Genomic DNA, 21,417 nt, shown 5'->3' on the forward strand with positions numbered 1-21,417 from the left:
ACCCGTTTCTTGCTCTGGAATGTCCTGTCCAGGGTGATATTTCCGTTCGTGGTGTAGGGTCAAATTGGTGCAATTCCCGCCCTCATCCATCACAGATGTGTGGGAATAAATTCATATTGTTCCCGTTTTGTTCTTGATCTTAAACCCGACTCGGGTATAGTGGCGACATCCAAAAAGAGATGAGGTCTGCCATGCTTGGAAAAGCCGGGAATGCAATTGCGCGCAGTGAACAGAAGTCATTTTCATACGGTCATGGCGGGGGTGCTGCGGCGCTCCGGACCCACCAGAGACATGCCGGCGAGCTTGGAAAAAGCAATCTCTTCCTGGCCCTCGTGCCCGAGCGGGAGGTGGCGTTACAGGCCGTCGAGACGGGACGGGACATCGCCAAGCGCTATAGTCTGTCGAAAACCCCGCGTCCGCATGAGCTGATGCATGTCTCGCTGAATGGCATCGGCAAATATCCGGATTTCCCGGACGATATCGTTTTCGCCGTCTCGGCGGCGATGGCCACCGTCAAGGCGGCACCTTTCGAGGTGAATTTTGATCGCGCCATGCATTTCGCCAGCGCCAAGGCCGTCGTCCTGGCCAATGCGATCCGCAGCGAGGAAATGATGGACCTGCATGTGCAGCTCGCCAAGGAAATGTGGGCGGTGGGTCTGAACTTCACCTACAATCCACGCTTCATGCCGCACATGACGGTGCTCTATGATGAAACCCCGGTGCCGGAACATGTGCTGGCAGAGCCTGTCCGCTGGGTTGCGCGCGAGTTCGTGCTCATCCGCAGCCTCATTGGCAAGAGCGAATATGAATATCTCGATCGCTGGCCGTTGCTGGATTGACGTTCCGTCATACGTTTAGTCTGTCGCGCTGCAGGCCAAACGTTTGTCTTTTCCTCAGAGATGCGGCAATCCGGCCTTTTTTGGGCAGGATGTTGCTGCCGCAGCTCCGGACAAGCCGCATTTTTGGCGTCTTGCGCCCGCCAGTTGGAACCCGCATAAGCCCTGAAATTGCAAAATGGGAGGCACGTGCATGGACATTTCTGAAATCGTCATCAAGGGAGATACGCCGGGCGCCGAATGGCGGCTTCCGGTGATCCGGTTCAAGGGCAGCGACGCCAAGGCGCCGAAAATCTACATCCAGGCAGCATTGCATGCCAATGAACTTCCGGGCACCGCTCTCCTGCATTTCCTGTGTGAAAAGCTGCGTCAGGCGGATGCCGATGGCACGATCCTCAGCGATATTACCATCGTCCCGCAGGCCAATCCGATTGGCACGGCGCAATCGCATTTCGGCGAGTTGCAGGGCCGTTTCGATCTCGGCTCGCGCACCAATTTCAACCGCGAGTTCCCGCTGATCCCGGTCGGTGAGCGCGAAACGTTGATCGAGGATCTCGAGCGTTATCCGGCAGTCGAACAGCTGAAGCGGCAATTGTTGCACATGGCGCTGGGTGCCGATCTGATGCTCGATCTGCACTGCGACGATGAATCGGTGCAATACACCTATGTCGACGAAGCCTTCTGGCCGGAAGCTGCCGATCTGGCATCGGCACTCGATATGGAAGCCGTGTTCCTCGCCGACGGCGAAAGCAGCGCCTTCGAAGAGGCTGTCGGTTACGCCTGGAAGCACGAGACGGCCGAAAAGGCAAAGCGGCTGCCCGGCCGCCTCGCGGTGACGGTCGAGCTTCGTGGCACGCGCGACGTCTACCCGGACATGGCACGCAAGGATGCTGACGGTCTCTGGCGCTTCCTGGCCGCGCGCGGCGCTGTTGGCGGTACCGTCGAAGCCCTTCAGCCTTTCAAGGGCAAGGTGACGCCGCTTGATAATATCGAGATGATCCGGGCGCCGCAGGCCGGTGCCGTGCTGTTTCACCGCACCATCGGCGATACCGTTGTTGCCGGTGATCTGTTGGCAACGATCATCACCGCGCCGGGCATGGAAGGCGGCTCTATCGATATCCATGCGCCGCAGGCTGGCCTCGTCGCGACGCGCACCTCGCAGCGTTTCGCCCGCCGCCGCGACAACCTGATGAAAATCGCCTGCGACGAGCAGACCAAGGCCGTGCGCAAGCCGGGTGCGCTCGAAGCCTGATGTCTAAAGAACGGCCGGGGCTTGTTATGCAAGGCCCCGGCAAACCGCTGCAGCGCCGTGCCTCTCATGAATATGCCGCTTGCATGAAGAGGCGCGTCGCGTTGCGTATTTGCAGCCTCTTTGCGTCATGCTATCGGCTTGCCTACGACCAATGGATGGCTTGAAGCATGAGCGTGACCCTTTACGGCATCAAGAATTGCGACACGATGAAGAAGGCGCGGACCTGGCTGGAAAGCCAGGGCATCGCCTATGATTTCCACGACTACAAGGCCTCGGGCATCTCGCGCGAAGCGCTTCAGCGCTGGACGGCAGCGCTGGGTTGGGAGACTGTTCTAAACCGCTCCGGCACGACGTTTCGTGCGCTGCCGGATGCCGATAAGCAGGATCTCAATGAAGACAAGGCGATTGCGCTGATGCTCGCCCAGCCGTCGATGATCAAGCGCCCGGTTCTGGATCGCGACGGAAAACTGACTGCCGGTTTCAAGCCGGAAATCTACAGCGGCCTTTTCCAGGGATAGACCATGTCGAAGAGCACCCGTGCGACGCTTGCGCTGACAAAGGCCGGAGCAACCTTCACCGTTCATACCTATGACTACGATCCGTCCGCCGACCGGATCGGCATGGCGGCGGCCGAGGCGCTGGGCGAAGAGCCGCACCGCGTGTTGAAGACATTGATGGCGGAGGTCGATGGCAAGCCGGTCTGTGTCGTCGTTCCCTCCGATCGCGAAGTCAGCATGAAGAAGCTGGCGGCGGCGTTTCAGGGCAAGTCGGCCAATATGATGAAACCGGCCGAGGCCGAGCGGTTGACCGGATATCACGTCGGCGGCATCAGCCCGTTCGGGCAGAAGAAGCCGGTGCCGACAGCGATCGAGGAGGCGGCCCTTGCCGAGCCGCTGGTCTATATCAATGGCGGCCAGCGTGGCCTGCAGGTGCGGCTTGCACCGGATGATGCGCGCAAGGCCCTGAACGCGGTCGCAGTTCCCCTGATCGCCTGAGAGAAACACAATGTCCAAGATGACCGAGACGCTTTCGACCCTTGAACCGTATCCCGGCATCTTCGCCTATTATGACGGCCGGGTTGAGGGCAGGCGGTTGCATGCCGAAGGCCCGAACTGGCTGGATGATGGCGCCTACTCCCTCGGCGTTGCCTCCTATGCCGTCGTCGATGGTGACGAAGCGCTGGTTTATGACACGCATATCTCGCTGGCGCACGCGACCGCCATCCGTACACATCTCAAGAGCCTTGGCGTCCGCACGATCTGCGTCGTGCTCAGCCACTGGCACAAGGACCATATTGCCGGTAACGCCGTCTTTGCCGATTGCGAGATAATCGCCCTCACGTTGACGGCGCAGAAACTGCAGGAGAACCGCGATAGGATCGAAGCCGCCACCCCGCCGATTGCACCGCTGATCATGCCGGCACGGATGTTCGATGAAAAGCTGGAGCTTTTTGTCGGCCAGCGCCGCGTCGAACTGCATCATTTCGCGATCCATAGCGCGGATGGCAATGTCATCTGGCTGCCGGACGAAAAACTGTTGCTGGCCGGCGATACCCTGGAGGATACCGTCACCTACATTGCCGAGCCCAAGCAGATCGCTACGCATATCGGCGAACTCCAGCGTCTGCGGGAATGGCCGATCGACAGGATCCTGCCGAGCCATGGTGACAAGGCGCGCATCGCCGAAGGCGGGTATGCACCGTCGCTGATCGACGCGAACCGAAGCTATCTGGAGCGTCTGGCGGCCGCGATTGCGCGAGGCGAAACCGCGATCCCGCCGCTGAAGGATTTTGCCGCCGCTGATATCGCGTCGGGGGCCATCCTCTATTTTCCGCCCTATGAGGCGGTCCACCAGAGCAATATCGCAGCCGTCACCGCTGCTATGTGATGATCGGCTCAGTCGCGCAAATGCACCTTCAATTTCGCCGCAAAGCGCACTAAGTCTTTCGTGTGATGTCAATTCAGCAGACAGGTACCCCCATGACCTCCCCCGCCCATCAAGCCATCGATCCCGTCAAACTGGACAAACTCGCCGAAGTCGCCATCAAGGTGGGGCTGCAGTTGCAGCGCGGGCAGGATCTGCTGATTACCGCGCCGATCGCGGCGCTGCCGCTGGTGCGGTTGATCACCAAGCATGCCTATATTGCCGGGGCCGGGCTGGTAACGACGTTCTATTCCGACGAGGAAACGACGCTCGCCCGCTACGCCCATGCACCGGACGAGAGCTTCGACAAGGCCACCGGCTGGCTCTATGACGGCATGGCCAAGGCCTTCGGTAGCAACACCGCCCGTCTCGCCATCTCCGGCGATAACCCGATGATGCTGGCGGCGCAGGACCCGGCCAAGGTGGCGCGCGCCAACAAGGCGATGTCGATGGCCTACAAGCCGGCGCTGGAGAAAATCTCCAATTTCGACATCAATTGGAACATCGTCTCCTATCCCAACCCCGCCTGGGCCAGGCAGATGTTCCCGCACGATGCCGAAGCCGTCGCCGTCGAAAAACTTGCCAATGCGATCTTCGCCGCCTCCCGTGTCGATGTCGCCGACCCGATTGCCGCCTGGACCGAACACAACGCCAATCTCGCCAAGCGCTCTGGCTGGCTGAACGGCGAGCGTTTTTCCGCCTTGCATTTCACCGGCCCCGGCACCGACCTGACAGTCGGGCTCGCCGATGGTCATGAATGGCATGGCGGCGCCTCGACAGCAAAGAACGGCATCACCTGCAATCCAAACATCCCGACCGAGGAAGTCTTCACCACGCCGCATGCGCTGCGCATTGAGGGCCATGTGTCGAGCACCAAGCCGCTGTCGCATCAGGGTACCCTGATCGACAATATCCAGGTTCGCTTCGAAGGTGGCCGTATTGTCGAGGCGAAGGCGTCGAAGGGCGAAGAGGTGCTGAACAAGGTGCTGGATACCGACGAAGGTGCGCGGCGCCTCGGCGAAGTGGCGCTGGTGCCGCATTCCTCGCCGATCTCGGCCAGCGGCGTGCTGTTCTACAACACGCTGTTCGACGAAAACGCCTCCTGCCATATCGCGCTCGGCCAGTGCTATTCGAAATGCTTCCTTGATGGCGCCTCGCTCAGCCAGGAACAGATCGCCGCGCAGGGCGGCAATTCCAGCCTGATCCATATCGACTGGATGATTGGTTCCGGCGAAGTCGATATCGACGGCGTTCGCGCTGATGGCGCCAAGGTTCCGGTCATGCGCAAGGGCGAATGGGCTTGACGACGCTCGGCGTCATCGGCGGAACCGGTTGGCTGGGTGGAGCTTTGCTTCGCCCAGCGCTCGCCAAGGGTTTCGTCGCTGCCGCCGATTTGATCCTGTCGTCGCGCAGCGGCAAGACGGCGGGTTTTGAGGCGTGGCCGGATATCCGCTTTGTCACCGACAACCAGTTTCTGGCGGCACAGTCGGATATCGTCATCCTCTCGGTGCGGCCGGAAGATCTTGATGCGCTGAACCTCGATCTGTCCGGCAAGCTGGTCATCTCCGTCATGGCCCGCGTTCCGGCAGAAGCGCTGGTTGCGCGCTTCAAAAGCGAACGCGTCATCCGCGCCATGCCGAATGCCTGCGCCGAGCAGGGGCTGTCGTTTACCCCTTGGCTTTCGACACCAGGCGCAAGTGCGGCGGACGCGGACTTTGCTGACAGTTTCTTTGCCTGTTCTGGAAAGACGACCAGACTGTCCACGGAAAGCGAGCTGGATTATTTTACCGCCCTGACCGGTTCCGGTCCCGCCTTCATCGCCGCTTTTGCCGATGCGATGATCCGCGATGCGATCGAAAACGGCGTGGCGGCCGATCTTGCGGATGCGGCGGTCCGCCAGCTTTTCCACGGCTCAGGCGCCTGGATGGCAGCCGCTTCGGAAACGCCGGCGGAAACGGTGAAAGTCTTCACTAACTATGGTGGAACCACCGCCGCCGGTCTGACGGCGATGCTGTCAGCGGGTATCGCTGGACCAATCTCCAAAGGGTTGGCAGCAGCAAGGGACAAGGCCGCTAAGGGCTGACGGTTTTCGCGCTGACCGTTGCAACGGGACGCGGCGCCATCTGCGCCCGTTGTCCGAGCCAGACGCTGACCAGCACGGTAGCCATGCCAACAATCTGCAGCGGCGTCAGGTTCTGGCCGAGTACGCCCCATCCGAGCAGGGTTGCCACCAGCGGGCTGAAAAAGCCGAGCGAGGCGACGGCTGCAGGTTCGAGCTTGGACAGGCCGCGAAACCACAGGAGATAGGTGAAGGCGGCGCCAATCAACCCCAGCCATGCCATGCCAAGCACATTGGCCATGGTAGGCATTGGCAGGGCCGGTTCGAACAGCAGAGCCACCGGCAGCAACAGCAGGCCGCCGGCGGTCAGTTGCCACGCGGTAAAGGTCAGGCTCGACACTGGTGGTGCCCAGTGGCGTGTCAGCACCGTCCCAAACGCCATGGAGACTGCGCCAGCCAGTCCAGCGATGATGCCGATCGGATCAAGAGTTGCTCCGGGCGTCAGCACCAGCAGGCCGACGCCGCCCATGCCGACAATACCCGCGACAATCGCCATCGTCTTCACCGGCGTTCCGATCAGCATTCTTGCCAGCATGACGACGATCAGCGGCTGGATGGCGCCGACGGTCGCGGCGACACCGCCGGGCAGGCGGTAGGCCGAAACGAACAGCATCGCCCAGAAGAACGAGAAATTGAGCGCGCCGAGGATGAAACTGCGCGCCCACCAGATGCCCTGCGGCAACTGCCGGACGGTCAGCAGCAGGATGAGACCTGCCGGCAAAGCACGCAGCATGGCGACGGTGAGGGGATACCCATGCGGCAGGAATTCGGTGGTGACCACATAGGTGCTGCCCCAGATGGCGGGCGCAATGGCGGTCAGGCCGATGTCGGTGAGGGCGGTGGATTTTATCTTCATTTGAAGTATCTCGATTTCAAGATAAAATCAGGATAGCAGTGATTATCTTGACGTCAAGATGAATTCTGCGTAGCACGAAGCCATGGATGAAGATCACGTCGATAGAATTCTGGCGCAGTGGCGCAAGGAGCGCCCGGACCTCGATGTCGAGCCGATGGGGTTGCTGGGCCGGCTGGCGCGGCTATCGACCTATCTTGGCCGCGAGGTCGAGAAGACCTTTTCAGAGTTTGGGCTGTCGTCAGCGAGCTTCGATGTGTTGGCGGCCCTGCGCCGCTCCGGCAAACCTTACAGGTTGTCGCCGGGCGACCTCTTGGCAACCACGATGATCACGTCGGGCACGATGACCAACCGGATCGATCAGCTGGAAAAGGCAGGGCTCGTCGAACGGCTGACCAATCCGGAGGATCGCCGCAGTGTGCTGATCGCGCTGAAGCCGGAAGGGCTCGCTCTGGTCGAACGCGCGGTGACCGCCCATGTCGCCAACCAGCACCGGTTGACGGCGCTGCTGGACCCGGACGAGCGGGCGGCACTGGATGCGATCGCCAAAAAATATCTGGCTGCGTTCGAATAAAATTTAGCAGGCGAGATCGGCAACCACCGCGTCGAGGATCAGCATGCCGGCCGGCGTGCAGCGCAGGCGGGAATTGCCCAGCCGCTCGATGAAGCCGTGTTCGATCAGAAACTGTTCGCGGTCCGGGTCGGGCTCGCGGCCGGACAGGTCCTGCCAGCGCACGAGGTCGATGCCTTCCTTCAGCCGCAGACCCATCAGCAACAGCTCGTCGGCCTGTTCGTCATAGCCAAGCACTTCCTGCTCGACCATGCCGTGGCCGTGTTCCTCGACCAGCTGCAGCCAGTCCTCTGGCTTGCGCTCCGTCGCGGTGGCGATCTTGTTGCGGCCGCGCGTCAGGCGGCCATGGGCGCCCGGGCCGATGCCGGCATAGTCGCCATAACGCCAGTAAGTCAGGTTATGGCGGCTCTCGGCGCCCGGAGCGGCATGGTTGGAAACCTCGTAGGCCGGCATGCCGAAACCTTCGGTGATCTCCTGCGTCGCCTCGTAGAGCACGGCGGAATGCTCGCCGTCCGGCACGATCAGTTTGCCCGCCTTGTGCAGGCCATAGAACGGCGTGCCTTCCTCGATCGTCAGCTGGTAGAGCGACAGGTGATCGACGGCATAGGAGACGGCCTGCTTCAGCTCCTGTTCCCAGGCGTCGACGGTCTGGTTCGGACGGGCATAGATCAGGTCGAACGACATGCGCGGAAAGATGTCGCGCGCAAGGCCGATGGCCTTCAGCGCATCCTCGACATTATGCAGCCGCCCGAGGAATTTGAGGTCCCGGTCGTTCAGCGCCTGGACGCCGAGCGAAACCCGGTTGACCCCGGCAGCGCGGTAGCCGTGAAACCGGGTCGCCTCGACGCTGGAGGGGTTGGCCTCCATGGTGATTTCGATGCCATCCGGCACATGCCAGAGATTGGCGATGCCATCGAGGATGGCCTCGACCGTCGCCGGGTTCATCAGCGACGGCGTGCCGCCGCCCATGAAGATGCTGGTGACGGTGCGTGGGCCCGACATATGCCGCATCGCCGCCATTTCTGTCAGAAACGCCGTGACGAATCGTGGCTGATCGACCGGTTGATGCCGGACATGGCTGTTGAAGTCGCAATAGGGACATTTGGCAGCACAGAAGGGCCAATGCACATAGACCCCGAAACCGGGCTCCTTGCTGTCACCGATGGAAGAAAAAGTGGCCATTCTGTTCAGGGTCTTTCAGGCGCTCGGGCGCGATGTCGTTAGGTTAGGCAATACTTGTTGCTTGGCGCGGAATTTTACCACACCGTCATTCCTGTGCTCGTCGCAGGAATCCAGCCACGCGACGTCCGTCGCGTGAAAGAGTCTCTAGCGTCGCAGACGCGACGCCACTGGATCCCTGTGACGAGCACAGGGATGAGGGAGAATGAGTTCCCCGTCGATTTCCACTTCACGCACTCAGGCACGTTTCGGCAAAAAGCTTGAACGCCCGGGCGCGGTGCGACAGCGCGTCCGTATCGCCGTGCTTCCAGCCATGCTTCTCGTCACCGCTCATTTCGCCGAATGTGGTGTTGTAGCCGAGCGGTTGAAAGACCGGGTCGTAACCAAATCCTTGGTCCCCGCGCGGCGGCCAGACGATATGGCCTTCGACCTCACCCCGGAACAGTTCGACATGGCCATCCGGCCAGGCGAGGCACAGCACCGAGACGAAGCGGCCGGTGCGCCGGTCGAAGGCGGTAGCGCCGGCTTCCTGGATGGCGGTTTCGACCTTCTCCATCGCCATGGCGAAATCGCGCGTACCGTCGGCAGTCTCCGCCCAATTGGCGGTGTAGACGCCCGGATCGCCGTTCAGCGCATCAACGACAAGGCCGGAATCGTCCGAAAGCGCAGGCAGGCCGGAGGCTTTCGCAGAGGCCAGCGCCTTGATCGTGGCGTTTTCCTCGAAGGTCGTGCCGGTCTCGTCCGGTTCGACAAAATTGAGATCGGCCGCCGATTTGGCTTCAAAGCCCATCGGGCCGATCAGGTCACGGATTTCGCGGATCTTGCCGGCATTGTGGCTGGCAACGATCAGGGTCTTGTCTTCAAGCTTGCGCATCTGCGTCTTTCTCATCCGGCGAGCATTCCGCCCATTCGTTTTTAGTCGATAGCCCAGAGGCTGGCCTCAGCGCATTCCAGGCTGTTTCCGGCGGGATCGCGGAAGTAGAAGGAGTTTGCGCCCGACGGCCAAATCACCTCGGATTCAATCGCAATCCCTGCTTCCGACAGCTTCTTTTTCCAAGCGCCCAAATCCCCGGTAGCGACCCGAAAGCACATATGGCCAGGACCCTGCGTCCCATGCGGTAGCGGCGGTTTTAGCGTCTCAACCGGATTGAAGATCAAAAGAATCCCTGGGCCGCAGCGAAAGAAAACATGCCGGTTACCGGCGCGGCTGATTTTCTCAAGACCGAGAACGGAGCCGTAAAACGCCTCCGCCGCATCGAGATCGTCAACATAGAGCGCCGTCTCCAGAATACCTTCGAACGGTGCGGCCATGGCTCAGCCCCCGATTGCCTGCTTCTGCATGCCCACCAGGTCGGCAATACCGTTCTTGGCAAGGCCGAGCAGCGTACCAAATTCCTCTTCGGAAAAAGGCTTGCCTTCGGCCGTGCCCTGGATTTCGACGATGCCGCCCGAGCCGGTCATGACGAAATTGGCGTCGGTTTCAGCCGCCGAGTCTTCGAGATAGTCGAGGTCGATCACCGGCTGATTGGCGAAGATACCGCAGGAGATCGCGGCGATATGGTCCTTCAGGACCTTTTCCACCTTGATCATGTTGCGGGCTTCCATCCAGGCGAGGCAATCGCGCAGCGCAATCCAGGCGCCGGTGATGGAGGCGGTGCGGGTGCCGCCATCGGCCTGGATGACGTCGCAGTCGATCGAGATCTGGCGCTCGCCGAGTTCCTTCAGATCGACCACCGCGCGCAGCGAACGGCCGATCAGCCGCTGGATTTCCTGGGTGCGGCCGCTCTGCTTGCCCGAGGCTGCCTCGCGCTTCATGCGCTCGCCGGTGGCGCGCGGCAGCATGCCGTATTCGGCGGTAACCCAGCCCTTGCCGCTGTTGCGCAGCCACGGTGGTGTCTTTTCTTCCAGGCTCGCCGTGACCAGCACATGCGTGTCGCCGAACTTCACCAGGCAGGATCCTTCTGCATGTTTGGAAACATTGCGCTCGAAGGAAACCTTGCGCATCTGGTCGGTTTTTCTGCCGGAAGGCCGCATCATGAACTCCTGTGATGTTTGTCAGCCTTCTAACCTAACTTGGGAGGAAGGGAAATCATTTGCTCTAAAAGAGTGGAGGAGGGGCAAAAGGCTTTGTACGGCGGGCTTTCCAGCCAATTTCCCTTTTGCTATCCGGGCCGGGATCACTATATTCCAATTGACTTCAACAACATGGGTTTTTGCGTTCGAATGGTGCTGGATAAATCTGCAATGCGGGAAAGGCTTTCGGCGCTCGACGAGCGGTCGGGCGAAATCTTCCGTCGCATCGTGGAAAGCTATCTGGAAAGCGGTGAGCCGCTCGGTTCGCGCAGCCTGTCGCGCATCCTGCCGATGTCGCTGTCGCCGGCCTCCGTTCGCAATGTCATGAGCGATCTCGAAGACCTCGGCCTGATCTATTCTCCGCATATCAGCGCCGGGCGCCTGCCAACACAGAATGGCCTGCGCTTCTTTGTCGATGCCTTCATGCAGGTGGGCGATTTATCACCCGAGGATCGCGCCTCTATTGACCGGCATGTGCGCCGTGTCGATCGCGATCAGCCTGTTGAGACACTGCTAACCGAGGCGAGCCAGATGCTGTCGGGCATGTCGCGCGGGGCAGGGCTGGTCATCACCGCCAAGAACGATCCGGTGCTCCGCCATGTCGAGTTCGTCCGGCTGGCACCGACCAAGGCGCTGGCAGTGCTCGTCGGCGAGCACGACCAGGTGGAGAACCGCATCATCGAATTGCCGGCCGGTGTCACCAGCTCGCAGCTGACGGAAGCCGCCAATTTCCTCAACGCCCATCTCGCCGGTCAAACGCTGCCCGAGGTGCGGAGCCAGCTCGAAAAGGTCAAGGAAACGGTCCGGCGCGAACTCGATACGCTGAGTCAGGATCTGGTCGAGCGTGGCCTTGCCATCTGGTCGGGCAGCGAGGCGGATGACAAACCGACACAGCTGATCGTGCGCGGCCGTGCCAATCTGCTGGAGGGCCTGGCCGGTGCCGAGGACGTCGACCGCCTGCGCATGTTGTTTGATGATCTCGAAAAGAAGGACAGCCTGATCGAAATCCTCAATCTGGCCGAAAGCGGTCCGGGTGTACGGATCTTCATCGGGTCGGAAAACAAGCTGTTCTCGCTGTCGGGCTCGTCGCTGATTGTTGCGCCTTACCGGGACAGCGACGACAAGATCGTCGGCGCCGTCGGGGTCATCGGGCCGACGCGGCTGAATTACTCGCGCATCGTGCCAATGGTGGACTATACGGCGCAGCTGATGTCGCGTTTGTCGCGATAATCGGCCGGCAAGCAGCCGGTTTTTCCAGCAGCTTTCGATTGTACCCTTGATTTTTCGGCTTCAAAGCTCGATATCGACACCAAATCCTAGACATATTGACATTCCGGAGACCGTCATGACCGACGATATAAACAAACACGGTGCTGAAGTGAACGCGGACGAAGCAGCTGCCGCCTATGCAGAAGCCGCCGATGATCAGGTCGATACCGCCGTTTCCGAGCCGGATCCGTTGGAGCTTGCTAAGGCGGAAGCTGCCGACATGCGCGACCGCTACCTGCGCCTTGCCGCTGAAATGGACAACCTGCGCCGCCGCACCGCCCGCGACGTCAAGGATGCAAAATCCTATTCCGTCGCTGGCTTTGCCCGCGACATGCTGGCCGTGTCCGACAACCTGCGCCGTGCGCTCGATGCCATTCCGGCAGAAGCCCGCGAGGCCGGTGATGTCGGCTTCAACGCGCTGATCGAAGGTGTCGAAATGACCGAGCGCGCCATGCTGTCGGCGCTGGAGCGTCATGGCGTGCAGAAGCTGGAGCCGGTCGGCCAGAAGTTCGACCCGAATTTCCATCAGGCGATGTTTGAAGTTCCGAACCCGGAAGTTCCGAACAACACCGTCGTCCAGGTCGTTCAGGCCGGCTACACCATCGGCGAACGCGTCCTGCGCCCGGCCATGGTCGGCGTCGCCAAGGGCGGCCCGAAGATCGTTGCTGCGGACGAAACACCGGCGGCTTGATTTGAGCTTGCACTGAATCGCTCCCTCCCCCTTGTGGGGAGGGTTGGGGAGGGGACTTTTTTTAAGAGAAACCCCTCCCCGTCGCTGCGCTCCGACCCTCCCCACAAGGGGGAGGGTTAGCCCCGAGCGTGCCGCACCTTTATCCAAACAACTGTTTCAGGTGATCGTTCAGGAATCGCCCTTCCGGATCGAGCTTGTTCCTGAGCGTCCGGAAATCTCCGGCGCGTGGATAGAGCGCCGTCACATCCTCGCTGCCCAGAAAATGCAGCTTGCCCCAATGCGGGCGGGAGCCGAACTGACGCAGGATATCGTCGACATCCTTCAGGTAGTTCCAGTAGTCCGTGCCCGGTTGGCCCGACACCGAGAGCGTGATCGAATCCTGCTCGAAGAACGGGCTGATCCAGCCACCGTCGCCGGCCGTGAAGCGGTATTCGATCGGGTAGATGCAGGTCGGGTGCTTCTCCAGCATCAGCTTGCGCACTTCGGTGCAGGCCTGCTTGCCGTATTTGACCGGCACCGCATATTCCAGCTCGTGGAAGTTGGGCACATATTCGATCGGGTAGATTTCCGAGGAATAGGCGATCTTTTCGAACGCGCTTTGCATCGGCGGCGCATCGGTGATGTCGATGGTCTTCATCTCGCAGACGTCTGAGAGGCTTGTGGTGGTCGAGACCGAGGATGTATCCGGCAGGCAGTAGCAATGGCGGCTCTCTGGCACAGGGCACCAGAAGAAGCCGAAATGCCGGTGGTTGGCGGCCAGATCGTCGTGTTGCTCCATGCATTCGTCGAAGGTGCAGCGCCACAGCTTCTCATGCAGATTGTAGCTGTCCATCACCTGCAGGGTGATTTCGGAGATGACGCCGAGCATGCCGATGGAAACGCGGGCGGCGTTCAGCATATCCGGTTCGCTGTCGTCGATCGCCAGAATGCTGCCATCCGGCTGCACCAGCCGCATGCCGACGATCTGCGAGGCCATGTTGCCGAGCGTAAGGCCGGTGCCATGTGTTCCGGTGGTCAGCGCGCCTGCCAGCGCCTGGCTGTCGATGTCGCCCTGGTTGATCATCGACAGGCCGCTGCGTTTCAAGGCCTTGCCGAGCGTGTTGATCGTCGTGCCGGCATGCACGGAGACCCGCTTGCGCGCCGTGTCGATATGACTGATGCCCTGCAGGCCGGACAGCGTCAGGTGCAGTCCGCTGGTCAGCGCCACCGGCGTGAACGAGTGGCCTGAACCGGCGCAACGTACGTTCAGCCCGTTCGACGTTGCCTCGCGCACCATATTCGCCAGAGCCGCCTCGCTGTCCGGAGCGCCCCGATGCCGGACGATGCACGATTGATTTCCCACCCAGTTGCGCCAGTGGCCACCTGATTGCATCATGTTCCCGTTCTCCCCTTTGTTCTTCACATCGCCGTAAAACAATTATCGACGAACAGATGCGTGCCGTTGACGAAGCTGGATTCGTCGCTCGCCAGGAACAGGGCAGCCTGCGCCACTTCCATCGGATCGCACATCCGCCCCTGCTGGGCGGCGATTGCTGCGTCGGAAACATCGACGCCATATTTGGCAAGACCCACAAGTTCGCGCTTGCCGTGGTCGGTTGCGATGAAGCCGGGGCAGACGGCGTTGGAGCGGATGCCGCGGTCGCGGAATTCCACCGCAATCGCCCGGGCAAACATGTGGCAGGCGCCCTTGGTCGTGTCGTAGAGTACCTCCATCGGCGTTGCTGCGACGGCGGAGATCGACGAGGTCGAGACGATGCTGCCGCCCCCGGCGGCCAGCATGCCCGGCAGTACAGCCTTGGTCATCAGGAACATCGAACGCACGTTGACGGCCATCAGCCGGTCCCACTCGTCCTCTTCCGTTTCCAGAAACGGACCAACGGCCAGAATGCCGGCATGATTGAAGAGAACGGTGATTGCTCCGAACGTGTCTTCCACGGCTTTGACGGCCGCTTTGACCTCGGAAGAAACCGACACGTCCGCAGCTGCGAAGAATGCCTGGCCACCCTCGGCGCGGATCTGGGCGGCAACCTCTTTGCCCTTGCTGCGGGGAAGATCGACGATGCCGACGCGGGCGCCTTCGCGGGCAAACAGTTGGGAAGCGGCAAGGCCACATCCGCCGGCACCTCCACTGATCAACGCGGTCTTTCCGGATAGTCTGCCTGCCATCGCCGTTCTCCTCGTGATTTTGCTTTCCAAGGATTATTGTTGACGCAATGGGGGCTGTCGATATCCCATAAGGGATAGATCGCCCGAAGAATGAGGTGCCGCCTTTTGTTGCCAGACGAATCCTGCCAGATCGCCGCGCTGATAGATGGTCTCTCGACGCCGGGGTTCGGCGCGGCGCTTGATGCGATGCTGCGCCGGGCGGCGGCGTTCGATCTGTCCGGCGTCTTCGTCTTTCCCTATGATGCACGGCCACTGCTTCTGCATGACGGCTATACGCGGCATGTGGCGCCGCAGGCCTGGGCCGCCTATCTCGGCGGCGCCTACCTGCTCGATCCCTTCTATGTCGCCTGCAACAACCGCCATCCGGCCGGCCTTTGGCGGATGCGGGATCTGGCCCCGGACGATTTTTTCGATACGCAGTTCAGCACCTCACGCGAAGTTCACCCCTGTGTTTCGACGCAATCGGGGTCGCTGGTCGAGGAGGTCGGCTTTCTGGTGCCGCTGGATGGCGGCGTCACGGCCACCTACTCGCTGATGCGGGTGAAGGGCCATTTGGGTTTTAGCGATACGGAGTTGGAGAACCTGCGGGCCTATGAGCCGATCGTGCAGGCGGCCATCCGTGCAAGCTGGAAGCATGCGGCAGAAAGGCCGGTGCTTGCTCAAGTTGGGCGCGATGACCTGATGGAGGAGGCGTTCGAAAAACTCTGCGCCGAGCGGTTGACGCTGCAGCAGCGCAATATCGTGCGGCTCATCCTGCGCGGGCACAGCAATGGCTCGATCGGGGAAAGCATCGGTATTTCGGAAGGCACGGTGCGTATCCACCGCAAGAACATCTACAAGCGCCTGGCCATTTCCAGCCAGGCGGAGCTGTTTCGCATCTTCATCGATCACCTCAATCAGCACAAACTGTATTGAGGCGGTCTTATCAGGCCGCGTTGGAGGCCTGGTCGTCGCTGAGGAAGGCGTAAATGGCGGAGGCGGAATCCGTCGCACGCAAGCGGGCGACCATTTCCGGGTCGCGCAACACGCGTGCAATCCGCGACAAGGCCTTCAGATGATCCGCACCGGCGCCTTCCGGCGCGAGCAGCAGGAAGACCAGATCGACCGGCTGGTCGTCCAGCGCTTCAAAATCGACCGGCGATTCCAGACGCGCAAAAATGCCGACAATCGACGACAGATGGCCAAGCTTGCCATGCGGAATGGCAATGCCATTGCCGACACCGGTCGAGCCCAGTCGTTCGCGCTGAAGGATAACGTCGAAAATTTCACGTTCGGGTAGATCAGTGATCTTGGATGCTTTTGCCGCCAATTCCTGAAGCAACTGCTTCTTCGAATTGGCCTTCATGGCCGGAAGTATCGCATTCTGCTGCAGCAAGCCTGCCAATGCCATTCTTTTGTCCTCGTTCGCAGGTAGAAACCGCATCGTCCGGCAAAATGCCGGGCGGCGGTCCCCATCCATCTTTCTCTCGGCGCTTTACCGGCGGACCGTCAACGGTCTTCCATGCGTAAACCACCAGAAAAAGCAGACTGTCCCGAACCGGCTGACCGGCCCGGGACATCATCCACTTAGCTCTTTATATTGGCTGCGTCGATCCAGCCAATGTTTCCATCGTTGCGTCGATAGACGATATTCAACTGTTCATTGCCAGGACTACGGAACATCAGAACGGGGTCGTCCGTCATGTCGAGCGCCATAACGGCGTTTGCGACAGACATCGTCTTCAGTTGTTTTGAGCTCTCCGCCACGATCGTCGGTGCATAATTGTCCGGAAGCTCATCGTCTTCGTCGGGCACAGAATCCATCACGGTGTAGGCTACTTCCGCAAATCCAGCATGGCCATTACCATTGTGGTGGTCCTTGAGCTTCCGCTTGTAACGGCGGATGCGCTTGGCAATCCGTTCCGACGCTGCGTCAAACGCAGCTTGCGGGTCGTTCGCTTCGCCGCTCGCCTGCAAGGCTGCACCAGAATCGAGGTGAATCTTGCAATCGGCGCTGAAGCGGGATCCAGACTTTTCCACAGTGACTTGGCTTGAATATCCTCCGTCAAAATATTTGGTTACGGCTTGTTCTATCTGATCTTCGATCCGCAGACGAAACGTTTCGCCGATTTCCATATGTTTACCGGATACACGCACACTCATGGAGTTTCCTCTCTTTTCGTGATTTGCGTAACCAGTCTATTCCAACCGCATCCGTCATCCAAGCACTTCACGCACGCAAAACAAATTTGCGTCAGAACGGCCTGGATTTGGAGGGATATGCTTAAGCAGGCTCTATGCCCGTACTCATTGCGGCCGCCTCATACTACTGGTTGTTGCCGGAGTCAACGAAACAGTTAAGAAAACCAGAATTCGAGGCCGAAAGCCCGGAGATTGCCGGGATATCGGGGATAAACATGGGCAATTGACGGGGTTGTGGTCAAGCACTGCAAACGGTCAGGCGGAGACCTTGGCAATCGCCTTTTTCTCTCTGCGGCGCTGAACGGAGGAGGCGATATTCATCGCTTCGCGGTATTTCGCCACAGTCCTGCGGGCGATGTCGACGCCGCCCTTTTTCAGAAGATCGACGATGTCGTCATCCGAAAGAACGGCCTGCGGGCTTTCCAGCACGATCATGTTGCGGATGCGGTGACGTACGGATTCCGCCGAGTGGCTGTCGCCGCCTTCCGCCGATCCGATCGAGACGGTGAAGAAGTATTTCAGCTCGAACAGTCCGCGCGGCGTCAGCATGTATTTGTTCGAAGTGACGCGGCTGACGGTCGATTCGTGCATCTTGATGGCATCGGCGACGGTCTTGAGGTTCAGCGGCCGCAGATGATCGACGCCGTTGATCAGGAAGGCATCCTGCTGACGCACGATCTCGGTCGCCACCTTCATGATCGTCTTGGCGCGCTGGTCGAGGCTGCGGGTCAGCCAGTTGGCGGTCTGTAGGCATTCGGTCAGGAAGGCGTGGTCGGCGCTGTTCTTCGGGGCATGACGCGAGACCTTGGCGTAATAGGTCTGGTTGACCAGAACGCGCGGCAAGGCATCGGGATTGAGCTCGACCGCCCAGCTGCCGTCCTGCGCCGGCCGCACGACGATATCCGGCATGATCGCCTCCGAAGGACTTGCCTCGAAACCGGTGCCGGGCTTGGGGTCGAGCTTGCGGATTTCAGCAAGCATATCGAGGAGATCTTCCTCATCGACGCCGCAAATCCGCTTCAGGCTGGCAAAGTCGCGCCGCGCCAGCAGTTCCAGATTGTCAAGCAGCGCTGCCATCGCCGGGTCGAGCCGGTTGCGGCCCCTGAGCTGGATCGCCAGGCATTCGCTGAGCGTGCGGGCAAAGACGCCCGGCGGATCAAGCTGCTGCAGGCTGTCCAGCACCCGGGCCACATCAACCGTTGCACAGCCAAGACGTTCGGCCATCTCCGCGATGTCGGCGTGCAGGTAGCCGGCTTCATCGAGCTGATCGATCAGGTGCTGGGCGATCAGCAGGTCCGCTGCGCCATGCACGCTGAAAGGAACCTGCTCGTTGAGGAAATCGCGCAGCGTCACGCGGTTGGCGACGAAGTCATCGAGGTCGTACCCGTCGCTGCTCTCGCCTTCGCCGCCGCCGGGCATGGATTTCCACTGGCTGAGCAGTTCCGGTGCATCGGCGCGCTGCGGCGCTGTGTCGTCGGGAAAGACGTTTTCGAAATTGGCGTCGAGCTGTTCGCTCATCCGTTCGCCGGTCGCAGAGGTCGCGCTGTCGTAGACGTCACCCAGCGGATCGAATGCCGCGCCGTCTGCGTTGTCCCGGTCGCTGCGCTCGTCCTGGCTGAAATGCAGGTCGTCCTTGCCGTTCCGGTCGGAACCGATGGGCGCGTCGTCATTGGCTGCGAATTCGAGAAGGGGGTTCTTTTCGACTTCCAGCTCGATGAACTGGTTCAGCTCAAAATGCGTCATCTGCAGCAGCTGGATCGACTGCATCAGTTGCGGCGTCATGGCCAGAGTCTGGCTTTGCCGCAGGAAGAGGCTGGCTGAAAGTGCCATTCTGACGCAAAACTCCACTTGATGATCGGAGCCGGCTCTCATCTTTTTGAGGGGGTGAAAATGCCAGTTCGTCAACTGGCCCAAAAATTGCTTATTAATGGGGTTTGGTCAAGCGCCGACGACAAATAAGGTGAATATCGGGCGCGTGGCGCATTTTATGTGCAGGGGTCGCCTCATATGAGCGAACTGCGCCAACCTAGCCCGATCGAAGGCTCTTCAAGGCAGGCTGGATATGCCCATCCAGCAGTGCGAAAGAACGTTGCGATGCACTCTACCTGCGTAAGAAAAACTTGCGCAATTCCTGTTGCCGGTCAAGTAAAACCTATCCCAGAAGCGGCAGGATTTCGTCTGCCGCCGCCAGTTTCGTTTATTCTGCCGCTGGAACGCGAGCTTTAAAGGCTGAAATTGTCGCCGAGATAGAGGCGGCGGACGTCCGGGTTGGTGACGATATCGTTGGCCCGCCCATGCGTCAGCACTTCGCCGGCATGGATGATATAGGCGCGGTCGATCAGGCCCAGCGTTTCACGGACATTGTGGTCGGTGATCAGCACGCCGATACCACGCGAGGTCAAGTGGCGCACCAGCGCCTGGATGTCGGCAACGGAAATCGGATCGACGCCGGCAAAGGGCTCGTCGAGCAGCATAAAGGTGGGGTCTGTCGCCAGCGCCCGGGCAATTTCCAGGCGCCGCCGTTCACCGCCCGAAAGCGCGACAGCCGGTGATTTGCGCAAATGGGAAATATTGAATTCGCCAAGCAGCTCATTGAGCTTGTTTTCGCGCCGTTCGCTGTTCTTGTCGTGAAGCTCAAGCACGGCTCGAATATTCTCTTCCACCGTGAGGCCGCGAAAGATCGAAGCTTCCTGCGGCAGATAACCGACGCCAAGTCGGGCACGGCGGTACATCGGCATTGATGTGACGTCGTTGCCGTTAATCTCGATCGAGCCTTCATCGACCGGCACAAGACCGGTGATCATATAGAAACAGGTGGTCTTGCCGGCACCGTTGGGACCCAGCAGGCCAACGGCTTCGCCGCGGCGCACCACAAGTGATACCCCGTCCACGACCCGGCGCCCGCGATAGGCCTTCGTCAAGCCGCGCGCGATCAGCGTGCCTTCATAGCGCGCCTTGTCGACGGCGCGGGCAGGTGCTGCGGTTTCAGGCTTGGCGCCGCGTTTGCGTGTGTGAAGAAAGGGAATTTTCACGTGGGCGTCTGCATCAATTGGTTTTCTGGGACTTCGGGTCGAGCTGAATCTGCACGCGGCCGCCGCAGGCCTCGAGCTGTGCCTCGCCGGTATCCATCTGAACGTTCAACTGGCAACCGCTAAAGACGTTCTTGCCTTCCGACAGAACGACCTGCTTGCCCTTTAGCACCAGTGTCTGCGCCGTCATGTTGAATTCGCCGGTGTCGGCAGTCGCCTGCTGGGTTCCCGATTGCAGGAATACCTTCTGGTCGACTTCGATGCGATCGATCTCGGCATTGCCGCCGGAAATCGAGCCGCCGCCCTTCTTGTAGAAAACCACCATCTTGCCGGCCTGCAGCGTCGTCGTTCCCTGAACGACCTTCACGTTGCCGGTAAACATGGCCTTGCTTTCCGCATCCTTGATTTCCAGCTTGTCGCTTTCGATCTGGATCGGTTCATCGTTGGAAAGCTGCATACCCTTCATCTTGCTCGTCGTCGCCTGGGCGGCGGCGGGAGAAAAGGACGCGCTGGCAAAAAGGCTCAAGAGAATAACTGTTCCGGCAAGCCGAAAGGAAAAGGCTGAAGTGGCCGACATATGTGCCCCGGTTTTCTAGTTGGCGGTTTTACGGATGGTTGCGGGATCAACGATGACCTTCACCATGCCTTCAAATGTAACAATGCGTCCCTTATCCGTCATTCTCAACGTCTGTGCAACAATGGAACCGCCCTTCATGCTGATTGCAATCGGCTTCTTCGTTTCCATCTCGCCGGCATTGATATCCAGATAGGCCGCTTCGAAGTCGGCGATCAGCCCATTGTTCATGGTGATCGTGAAAGGGGCGTCCATATCCAGCGTGTTGCGGCCGCGGTCGTAGATGCCGCTGATGGCTTCAACGGTGGCCATCAGCGTGTCATTCACAGGCATTTCCGCATGGATCGTCTCAAGGGTGATGATGTCCGGATTGGCGATATCCTGAAGCGCCCGTTTCGCCTTCATCGAATAGCTGATGTCCTGCTTGTTGCGCCCGGAAATTGCCGGGTTCTGCATGACAATCTTGCCGTTCTCGATCGTCGCGTTTTCGATCGTCAGGTTTTCCGGCAAAAAGGCCCGTACCACGGAAACGGCAACGAAAATGACGCCGATCAGCACCGCGATCAACGGGAGCACGATTTTCAGCCGTCTGACCCGCCGCGAATGCTGGGCTGCAACCGTGTAGGCGTCGGTGAGGACCGGCCCCGAATGCGGCAAGGCGCCGGAAAATTGCACGTCATTCAGCATGAAATAAACCCATT

At 60.2% G+C, this 21,417-nt stretch carries 25 protein-coding genes; 12 read left to right on the forward strand and 13 right to left on the reverse strand.

Going from position 1 to position 21,417, the window contains the following annotated elements; all coding sequences use genetic code 11:
- Positions 1 to 191 precede the first annotated feature (191 nt).
- The 7 genes from ACQY8Q_RS14195 to ACQY8Q_RS14225 all read left to right on the forward strand — a co-directional run bounded on the left by ACQY8Q_RS14195 (position 192) and on the right by ACQY8Q_RS14225 (position 6,094).
- Positions 192 to 839, forward strand: a complete 648-nt coding sequence (locus tag ACQY8Q_RS14195; RefSeq protein WP_428427162.1) for a 2'-5' RNA ligase family protein — start codon at positions 192 to 194, stop codon at positions 837 to 839.
- A 190-nt stretch (positions 840 to 1,029) separates the two neighbouring features.
- Positions 1,030 to 2,088: a M14 family zinc carboxypeptidase gene (locus ACQY8Q_RS14200; protein ID WP_428427163.1), complete on the forward strand. Its 1,059-nt coding sequence runs from the start codon at positions 1,030 to 1,032 to the stop codon at positions 2,086 to 2,088.
- 167 nt (positions 2,089 to 2,255) lie between these two features.
- Positions 2,256 to 2,606: an ArsC family reductase gene (locus tag ACQY8Q_RS14205; protein ID WP_428427164.1), complete on the forward strand. Its 351-nt coding sequence runs from the start codon at positions 2,256 to 2,258 to the stop codon at positions 2,604 to 2,606.
- A 3-nt stretch (positions 2,607 to 2,609) separates the two neighbouring features.
- Positions 2,610 to 3,083 carry a Cys-tRNA(Pro) deacylase gene (gene ybaK / locus ACQY8Q_RS14210; RefSeq protein WP_428427165.1) on the forward strand — a complete coding sequence of 158 codons (474 nt, stop codon included), beginning with the start codon at positions 2,610 to 2,612 and terminating at the stop codon, positions 3,081 to 3,083.
- A gap of 10 nt (positions 3,084 to 3,093) precedes the next feature.
- Complete coding sequence (locus tag ACQY8Q_RS14215) at positions 3,094 to 3,975, forward strand: MBL fold metallo-hydrolase (RefSeq protein ID WP_428427166.1); 882 nt, start codon at positions 3,094 to 3,096, stop codon at positions 3,973 to 3,975.
- Positions 3,976 to 4,067: 92 nt separating this feature from the next.
- The gene (locus ACQY8Q_RS14220) at positions 4,068 to 5,315 is read left to right on the forward strand and encodes an aminopeptidase (RefSeq protein ID WP_428427167.1); all 1,248 of its coding nucleotides are present in this window, start codon (positions 4,068 to 4,070) and stop codon (positions 5,313 to 5,315) included.
- Positions 5,306 to 6,094 (forward strand): pyrroline-5-carboxylate reductase family protein, encoded by a 789-nt coding sequence (locus tag ACQY8Q_RS14225; RefSeq protein ID WP_428427168.1) that lies wholly within the window; start codon positions 5,306 to 5,308, stop codon positions 6,092 to 6,094. Before ACQY8Q_RS14220 ends, ACQY8Q_RS14225 begins: the two co-directional genes overlap by 10 nt.
- On the opposite strand, the gene ACQY8Q_RS14230 is transcribed toward ACQY8Q_RS14225, so the two are convergent.
- On the reverse strand, positions 6,084 to 6,986 hold the full coding sequence (locus ACQY8Q_RS14230; RefSeq protein WP_428427169.1) for an EamA family transporter: 903 nt from the start codon (positions 6,984 to 6,986) through the stop codon (positions 6,084 to 6,086). The genes ACQY8Q_RS14225 and ACQY8Q_RS14230 overlap by 11 nt on opposite strands.
- Before the next feature lie 82 nt (positions 6,987 to 7,068).
- On the opposite strand from ACQY8Q_RS14230, the gene ACQY8Q_RS14235 reads away from it, so the two are divergent.
- Complete coding sequence (locus tag ACQY8Q_RS14235; protein ID WP_428427170.1) at positions 7,069 to 7,557, forward strand: MarR family winged helix-turn-helix transcriptional regulator; 489 nt, start codon at positions 7,069 to 7,071, stop codon at positions 7,555 to 7,557.
- 3 nt (positions 7,558 to 7,560) lie between these two features.
- Here the strand turns inward: ACQY8Q_RS14235 and hemW are convergent, their stop codons facing one another.
- The 4 genes from hemW to rph all read right to left on the reverse strand — a co-directional run bounded on the left by hemW (position 7,561) and on the right by rph (position 10,767).
- Positions 7,561 to 8,736: a radical SAM family heme chaperone HemW gene (gene hemW / locus ACQY8Q_RS14240; RefSeq protein WP_428427171.1), complete on the reverse strand. Its 1,176-nt coding sequence runs from the start codon at positions 8,734 to 8,736 to the stop codon at positions 7,561 to 7,563.
- A 226-nt stretch (positions 8,737 to 8,962) separates the two neighbouring features.
- Positions 8,963 to 9,607, reverse strand: a complete 645-nt coding sequence (gene rdgB / locus ACQY8Q_RS14245) for an RdgB/HAM1 family non-canonical purine NTP pyrophosphatase (protein WP_428429786.1) — start codon at positions 9,605 to 9,607, stop codon at positions 8,963 to 8,965.
- Positions 9,608 to 9,648: 41 nt separating this feature from the next.
- Positions 9,649 to 10,044: a VOC family protein gene (locus tag ACQY8Q_RS14250; protein WP_428427172.1), complete on the reverse strand. Its 396-nt coding sequence runs from the start codon at positions 10,042 to 10,044 to the stop codon at positions 9,649 to 9,651.
- A 3-nt stretch (positions 10,045 to 10,047) separates the two neighbouring features.
- Positions 10,048 to 10,767, reverse strand: a complete 720-nt coding sequence (gene rph, locus ACQY8Q_RS14255; RefSeq protein ID WP_428427173.1) for a ribonuclease PH — start codon at positions 10,765 to 10,767, stop codon at positions 10,048 to 10,050.
- A 189-nt stretch (positions 10,768 to 10,956) separates the two neighbouring features.
- Between rph and hrcA the strand changes: the two genes are divergently transcribed.
- Positions 10,957 to 12,036 (forward strand): heat-inducible transcriptional repressor HrcA, encoded by a 1,080-nt coding sequence (hrcA, locus tag ACQY8Q_RS14260; protein WP_428427174.1) that lies wholly within the window; start codon positions 10,957 to 10,959, stop codon positions 12,034 to 12,036.
- A 115-nt stretch (positions 12,037 to 12,151) separates the two neighbouring features.
- A complete protein-coding gene (grpE, locus tag ACQY8Q_RS14265) occupies positions 12,152 to 12,766 on the forward strand; it encodes a nucleotide exchange factor GrpE (RefSeq protein WP_428427175.1) in 615 nt (204 codons plus the stop codon).
- A gap of 139 nt (positions 12,767 to 12,905) precedes the next feature.
- Here the strand turns inward: grpE and ACQY8Q_RS14270 are convergent, their stop codons facing one another.
- Both ACQY8Q_RS14270 and ACQY8Q_RS14275 read right to left on the reverse strand, forming a co-directional pair.
- Entirely contained in the window at positions 12,906 to 14,141 is a 1,236-nt protein-coding gene (locus ACQY8Q_RS14270) for a D-arabinono-1,4-lactone oxidase (protein WP_428427176.1), read from the reverse strand.
- 23 nt (positions 14,142 to 14,164) lie between these two features.
- Positions 14,165 to 14,932, reverse strand: a complete 768-nt coding sequence (locus tag ACQY8Q_RS14275) for an SDR family NAD(P)-dependent oxidoreductase (protein ID WP_428427177.1) — start codon at positions 14,930 to 14,932, stop codon at positions 14,165 to 14,167.
- 108 nt (positions 14,933 to 15,040) lie between these two features.
- On the opposite strand from ACQY8Q_RS14275, the gene ACQY8Q_RS14280 reads away from it, so the two are divergent.
- Entirely contained in the window at positions 15,041 to 15,847 is an 807-nt protein-coding gene (locus tag ACQY8Q_RS14280; RefSeq protein WP_428427178.1) for a helix-turn-helix domain-containing protein, read from the forward strand.
- Positions 15,848 to 15,857: 10 nt separating this feature from the next.
- On the opposite strand, the gene ptsN is transcribed toward ACQY8Q_RS14280, so the two are convergent.
- From ptsN to rpoN, 3 genes are all read right to left on the reverse strand, one after another.
- Positions 15,858 to 16,322 (reverse strand): PTS IIA-like nitrogen regulatory protein PtsN, encoded by a 465-nt coding sequence (gene ptsN / locus ACQY8Q_RS14285; protein WP_113246702.1) that lies wholly within the window; start codon positions 16,320 to 16,322, stop codon positions 15,858 to 15,860.
- Between the two features lie 176 nt (positions 16,323 to 16,498).
- Positions 16,499 to 17,074 (reverse strand): ribosome hibernation-promoting factor, HPF/YfiA family, encoded by a 576-nt coding sequence (gene hpf / locus ACQY8Q_RS14290; protein WP_060500852.1) that lies wholly within the window; start codon positions 17,072 to 17,074, stop codon positions 16,499 to 16,501.
- 294 nt (positions 17,075 to 17,368) lie between these two features.
- The gene (gene rpoN, locus ACQY8Q_RS14295) at positions 17,369 to 18,943 is read right to left on the reverse strand and encodes an RNA polymerase factor sigma-54 (protein WP_428427179.1); all 1,575 of its coding nucleotides are present in this window, start codon (positions 18,941 to 18,943) and stop codon (positions 17,369 to 17,371) included.
- A gap of 177 nt (positions 18,944 to 19,120) precedes the next feature.
- Between rpoN and ACQY8Q_RS14300 the strand changes: the two genes are divergently transcribed.
- On the forward strand, positions 19,121 to 19,339 hold the full coding sequence (locus tag ACQY8Q_RS14300; RefSeq protein ID WP_428427180.1) for a hypothetical protein: 219 nt from the start codon (positions 19,121 to 19,123) through the stop codon (positions 19,337 to 19,339).
- Here the strand turns inward: ACQY8Q_RS14300 and lptB are convergent.
- From lptB to lptC, 3 genes are read right to left on the reverse strand one after another with little or no spacing between them, the layout of a single operon-like run.
- Positions 19,336 to 20,145: an LPS export ABC transporter ATP-binding protein gene (gene lptB, locus ACQY8Q_RS14305; RefSeq protein WP_428427181.1), complete on the reverse strand. Its 810-nt coding sequence runs from the start codon at positions 20,143 to 20,145 to the stop codon at positions 19,336 to 19,338. The genes ACQY8Q_RS14300 and lptB overlap by 4 nt on opposite strands.
- Before the next feature lie 13 nt (positions 20,146 to 20,158).
- Entirely contained in the window at positions 20,159 to 20,719 is a 561-nt protein-coding gene (locus ACQY8Q_RS14310; protein WP_428427182.1) for an LptA/OstA family protein, read from the reverse strand.
- A 15-nt stretch (positions 20,720 to 20,734) separates the two neighbouring features.
- Positions 20,735 to 21,403, reverse strand: a complete 669-nt coding sequence (gene lptC, locus ACQY8Q_RS14315) for an LPS export ABC transporter periplasmic protein LptC (protein ID WP_428427183.1) — start codon at positions 21,401 to 21,403, stop codon at positions 20,735 to 20,737.
- Positions 21,404 to 21,417: the final 14 nt, after the last annotated feature.

Origin of the sequence: Pararhizobium sp. (assembly GCF_965279435.1) — a bacterium.
Taxonomy (GTDB): domain Bacteria; phylum Pseudomonadota; class Alphaproteobacteria; order Rhizobiales; family Rhizobiaceae; genus Pararhizobium.

Coding starts and splice junctions, on each gene's coding strand:
- ACQY8Q_RS14195 (WP_428427162.1), top strand. CDS start 192: ATGCTTGGAAAAGCCGGGAATGCAATTGCGCGCAGTGAACAGAAGTCA.
- ACQY8Q_RS14200 (WP_428427163.1), top strand. CDS start 1,030: ATGGACATTTCTGAAATCGTCATCAAGGGAGATACGCCGGGCGCCGAA.
- ACQY8Q_RS14205 (WP_428427164.1), top strand. CDS start 2,256: ATGAGCGTGACCCTTTACGGCATCAAGAATTGCGACACGATGAAGAAG.
- ybaK (WP_428427165.1), top strand. CDS start 2,610: ATGTCGAAGAGCACCCGTGCGACGCTTGCGCTGACAAAGGCCGGAGCA.
- ACQY8Q_RS14215 (WP_428427166.1), top strand. CDS start 3,094: ATGTCCAAGATGACCGAGACGCTTTCGACCCTTGAACCGTATCCCGGC.
- ACQY8Q_RS14220 (WP_428427167.1), top strand. CDS start 4,068: ATGACCTCCCCCGCCCATCAAGCCATCGATCCCGTCAAACTGGACAAA.
- ACQY8Q_RS14225 (WP_428427168.1), top strand. CDS start 5,306: ATGGGCTTGACGACGCTCGGCGTCATCGGCGGAACCGGTTGGCTGGGT.
- ACQY8Q_RS14230 (WP_428427169.1), bottom strand. CDS start 6,986: ATGAAGATAAAATCCACCGCCCTCACCGACATCGGCCTGACCGCCATT.
- ACQY8Q_RS14235 (WP_428427170.1), top strand. CDS start 7,069: ATGGATGAAGATCACGTCGATAGAATTCTGGCGCAGTGGCGCAAGGAG.
- hemW (WP_428427171.1), bottom strand. CDS start 8,736: ATGGCCACTTTTTCTTCCATCGGTGACAGCAAGGAGCCCGGTTTCGGG.
- rdgB (WP_428429786.1), bottom strand. CDS start 9,607: ATGCGCAAGCTTGAAGACAAGACCCTGATCGTTGCCAGCCACAATGCC.
- ACQY8Q_RS14250 (WP_428427172.1), bottom strand. CDS start 10,044: ATGGCCGCACCGTTCGAAGGTATTCTGGAGACGGCGCTCTATGTTGAC.
- rph (WP_428427173.1), bottom strand. CDS start 10,767: ATGCGGCCTTCCGGCAGAAAAACCGACCAGATGCGCAAGGTTTCCTTC.
- hrcA (WP_428427174.1), top strand. CDS start 10,957: ATGGTGCTGGATAAATCTGCAATGCGGGAAAGGCTTTCGGCGCTCGAC.
- grpE (WP_428427175.1), top strand. CDS start 12,152: ATGACCGACGATATAAACAAACACGGTGCTGAAGTGAACGCGGACGAA.
- ACQY8Q_RS14270 (WP_428427176.1), bottom strand. CDS start 14,141: ATGATGCAATCAGGTGGCCACTGGCGCAACTGGGTGGGAAATCAATCG.
- ACQY8Q_RS14275 (WP_428427177.1), bottom strand. CDS start 14,932: ATGGCAGGCAGACTATCCGGAAAGACCGCGTTGATCAGTGGAGGTGCC.
- ptsN (WP_113246702.1), bottom strand. CDS start 16,322: ATGGCATTGGCAGGCTTGCTGCAGCAGAATGCGATACTTCCGGCCATG.
- hpf (WP_060500852.1), bottom strand. CDS start 17,074: ATGAGTGTGCGTGTATCCGGTAAACATATGGAAATCGGCGAAACGTTT.
- rpoN (WP_428427179.1), bottom strand. CDS start 18,943: ATGGCACTTTCAGCCAGCCTCTTCCTGCGGCAAAGCCAGACTCTGGCC.
- ACQY8Q_RS14300 (WP_428427180.1), top strand. CDS start 19,121: ATGAGCGAACTGCGCCAACCTAGCCCGATCGAAGGCTCTTCAAGGCAG.
- ACQY8Q_RS14310 (WP_428427182.1), bottom strand. CDS start 20,719: ATGTCGGCCACTTCAGCCTTTTCCTTTCGGCTTGCCGGAACAGTTATT.
- lptC (WP_428427183.1), bottom strand. CDS start 21,403: ATGCTGAATGACGTGCAATTTTCCGGCGCCTTGCCGCATTCGGGGCCG.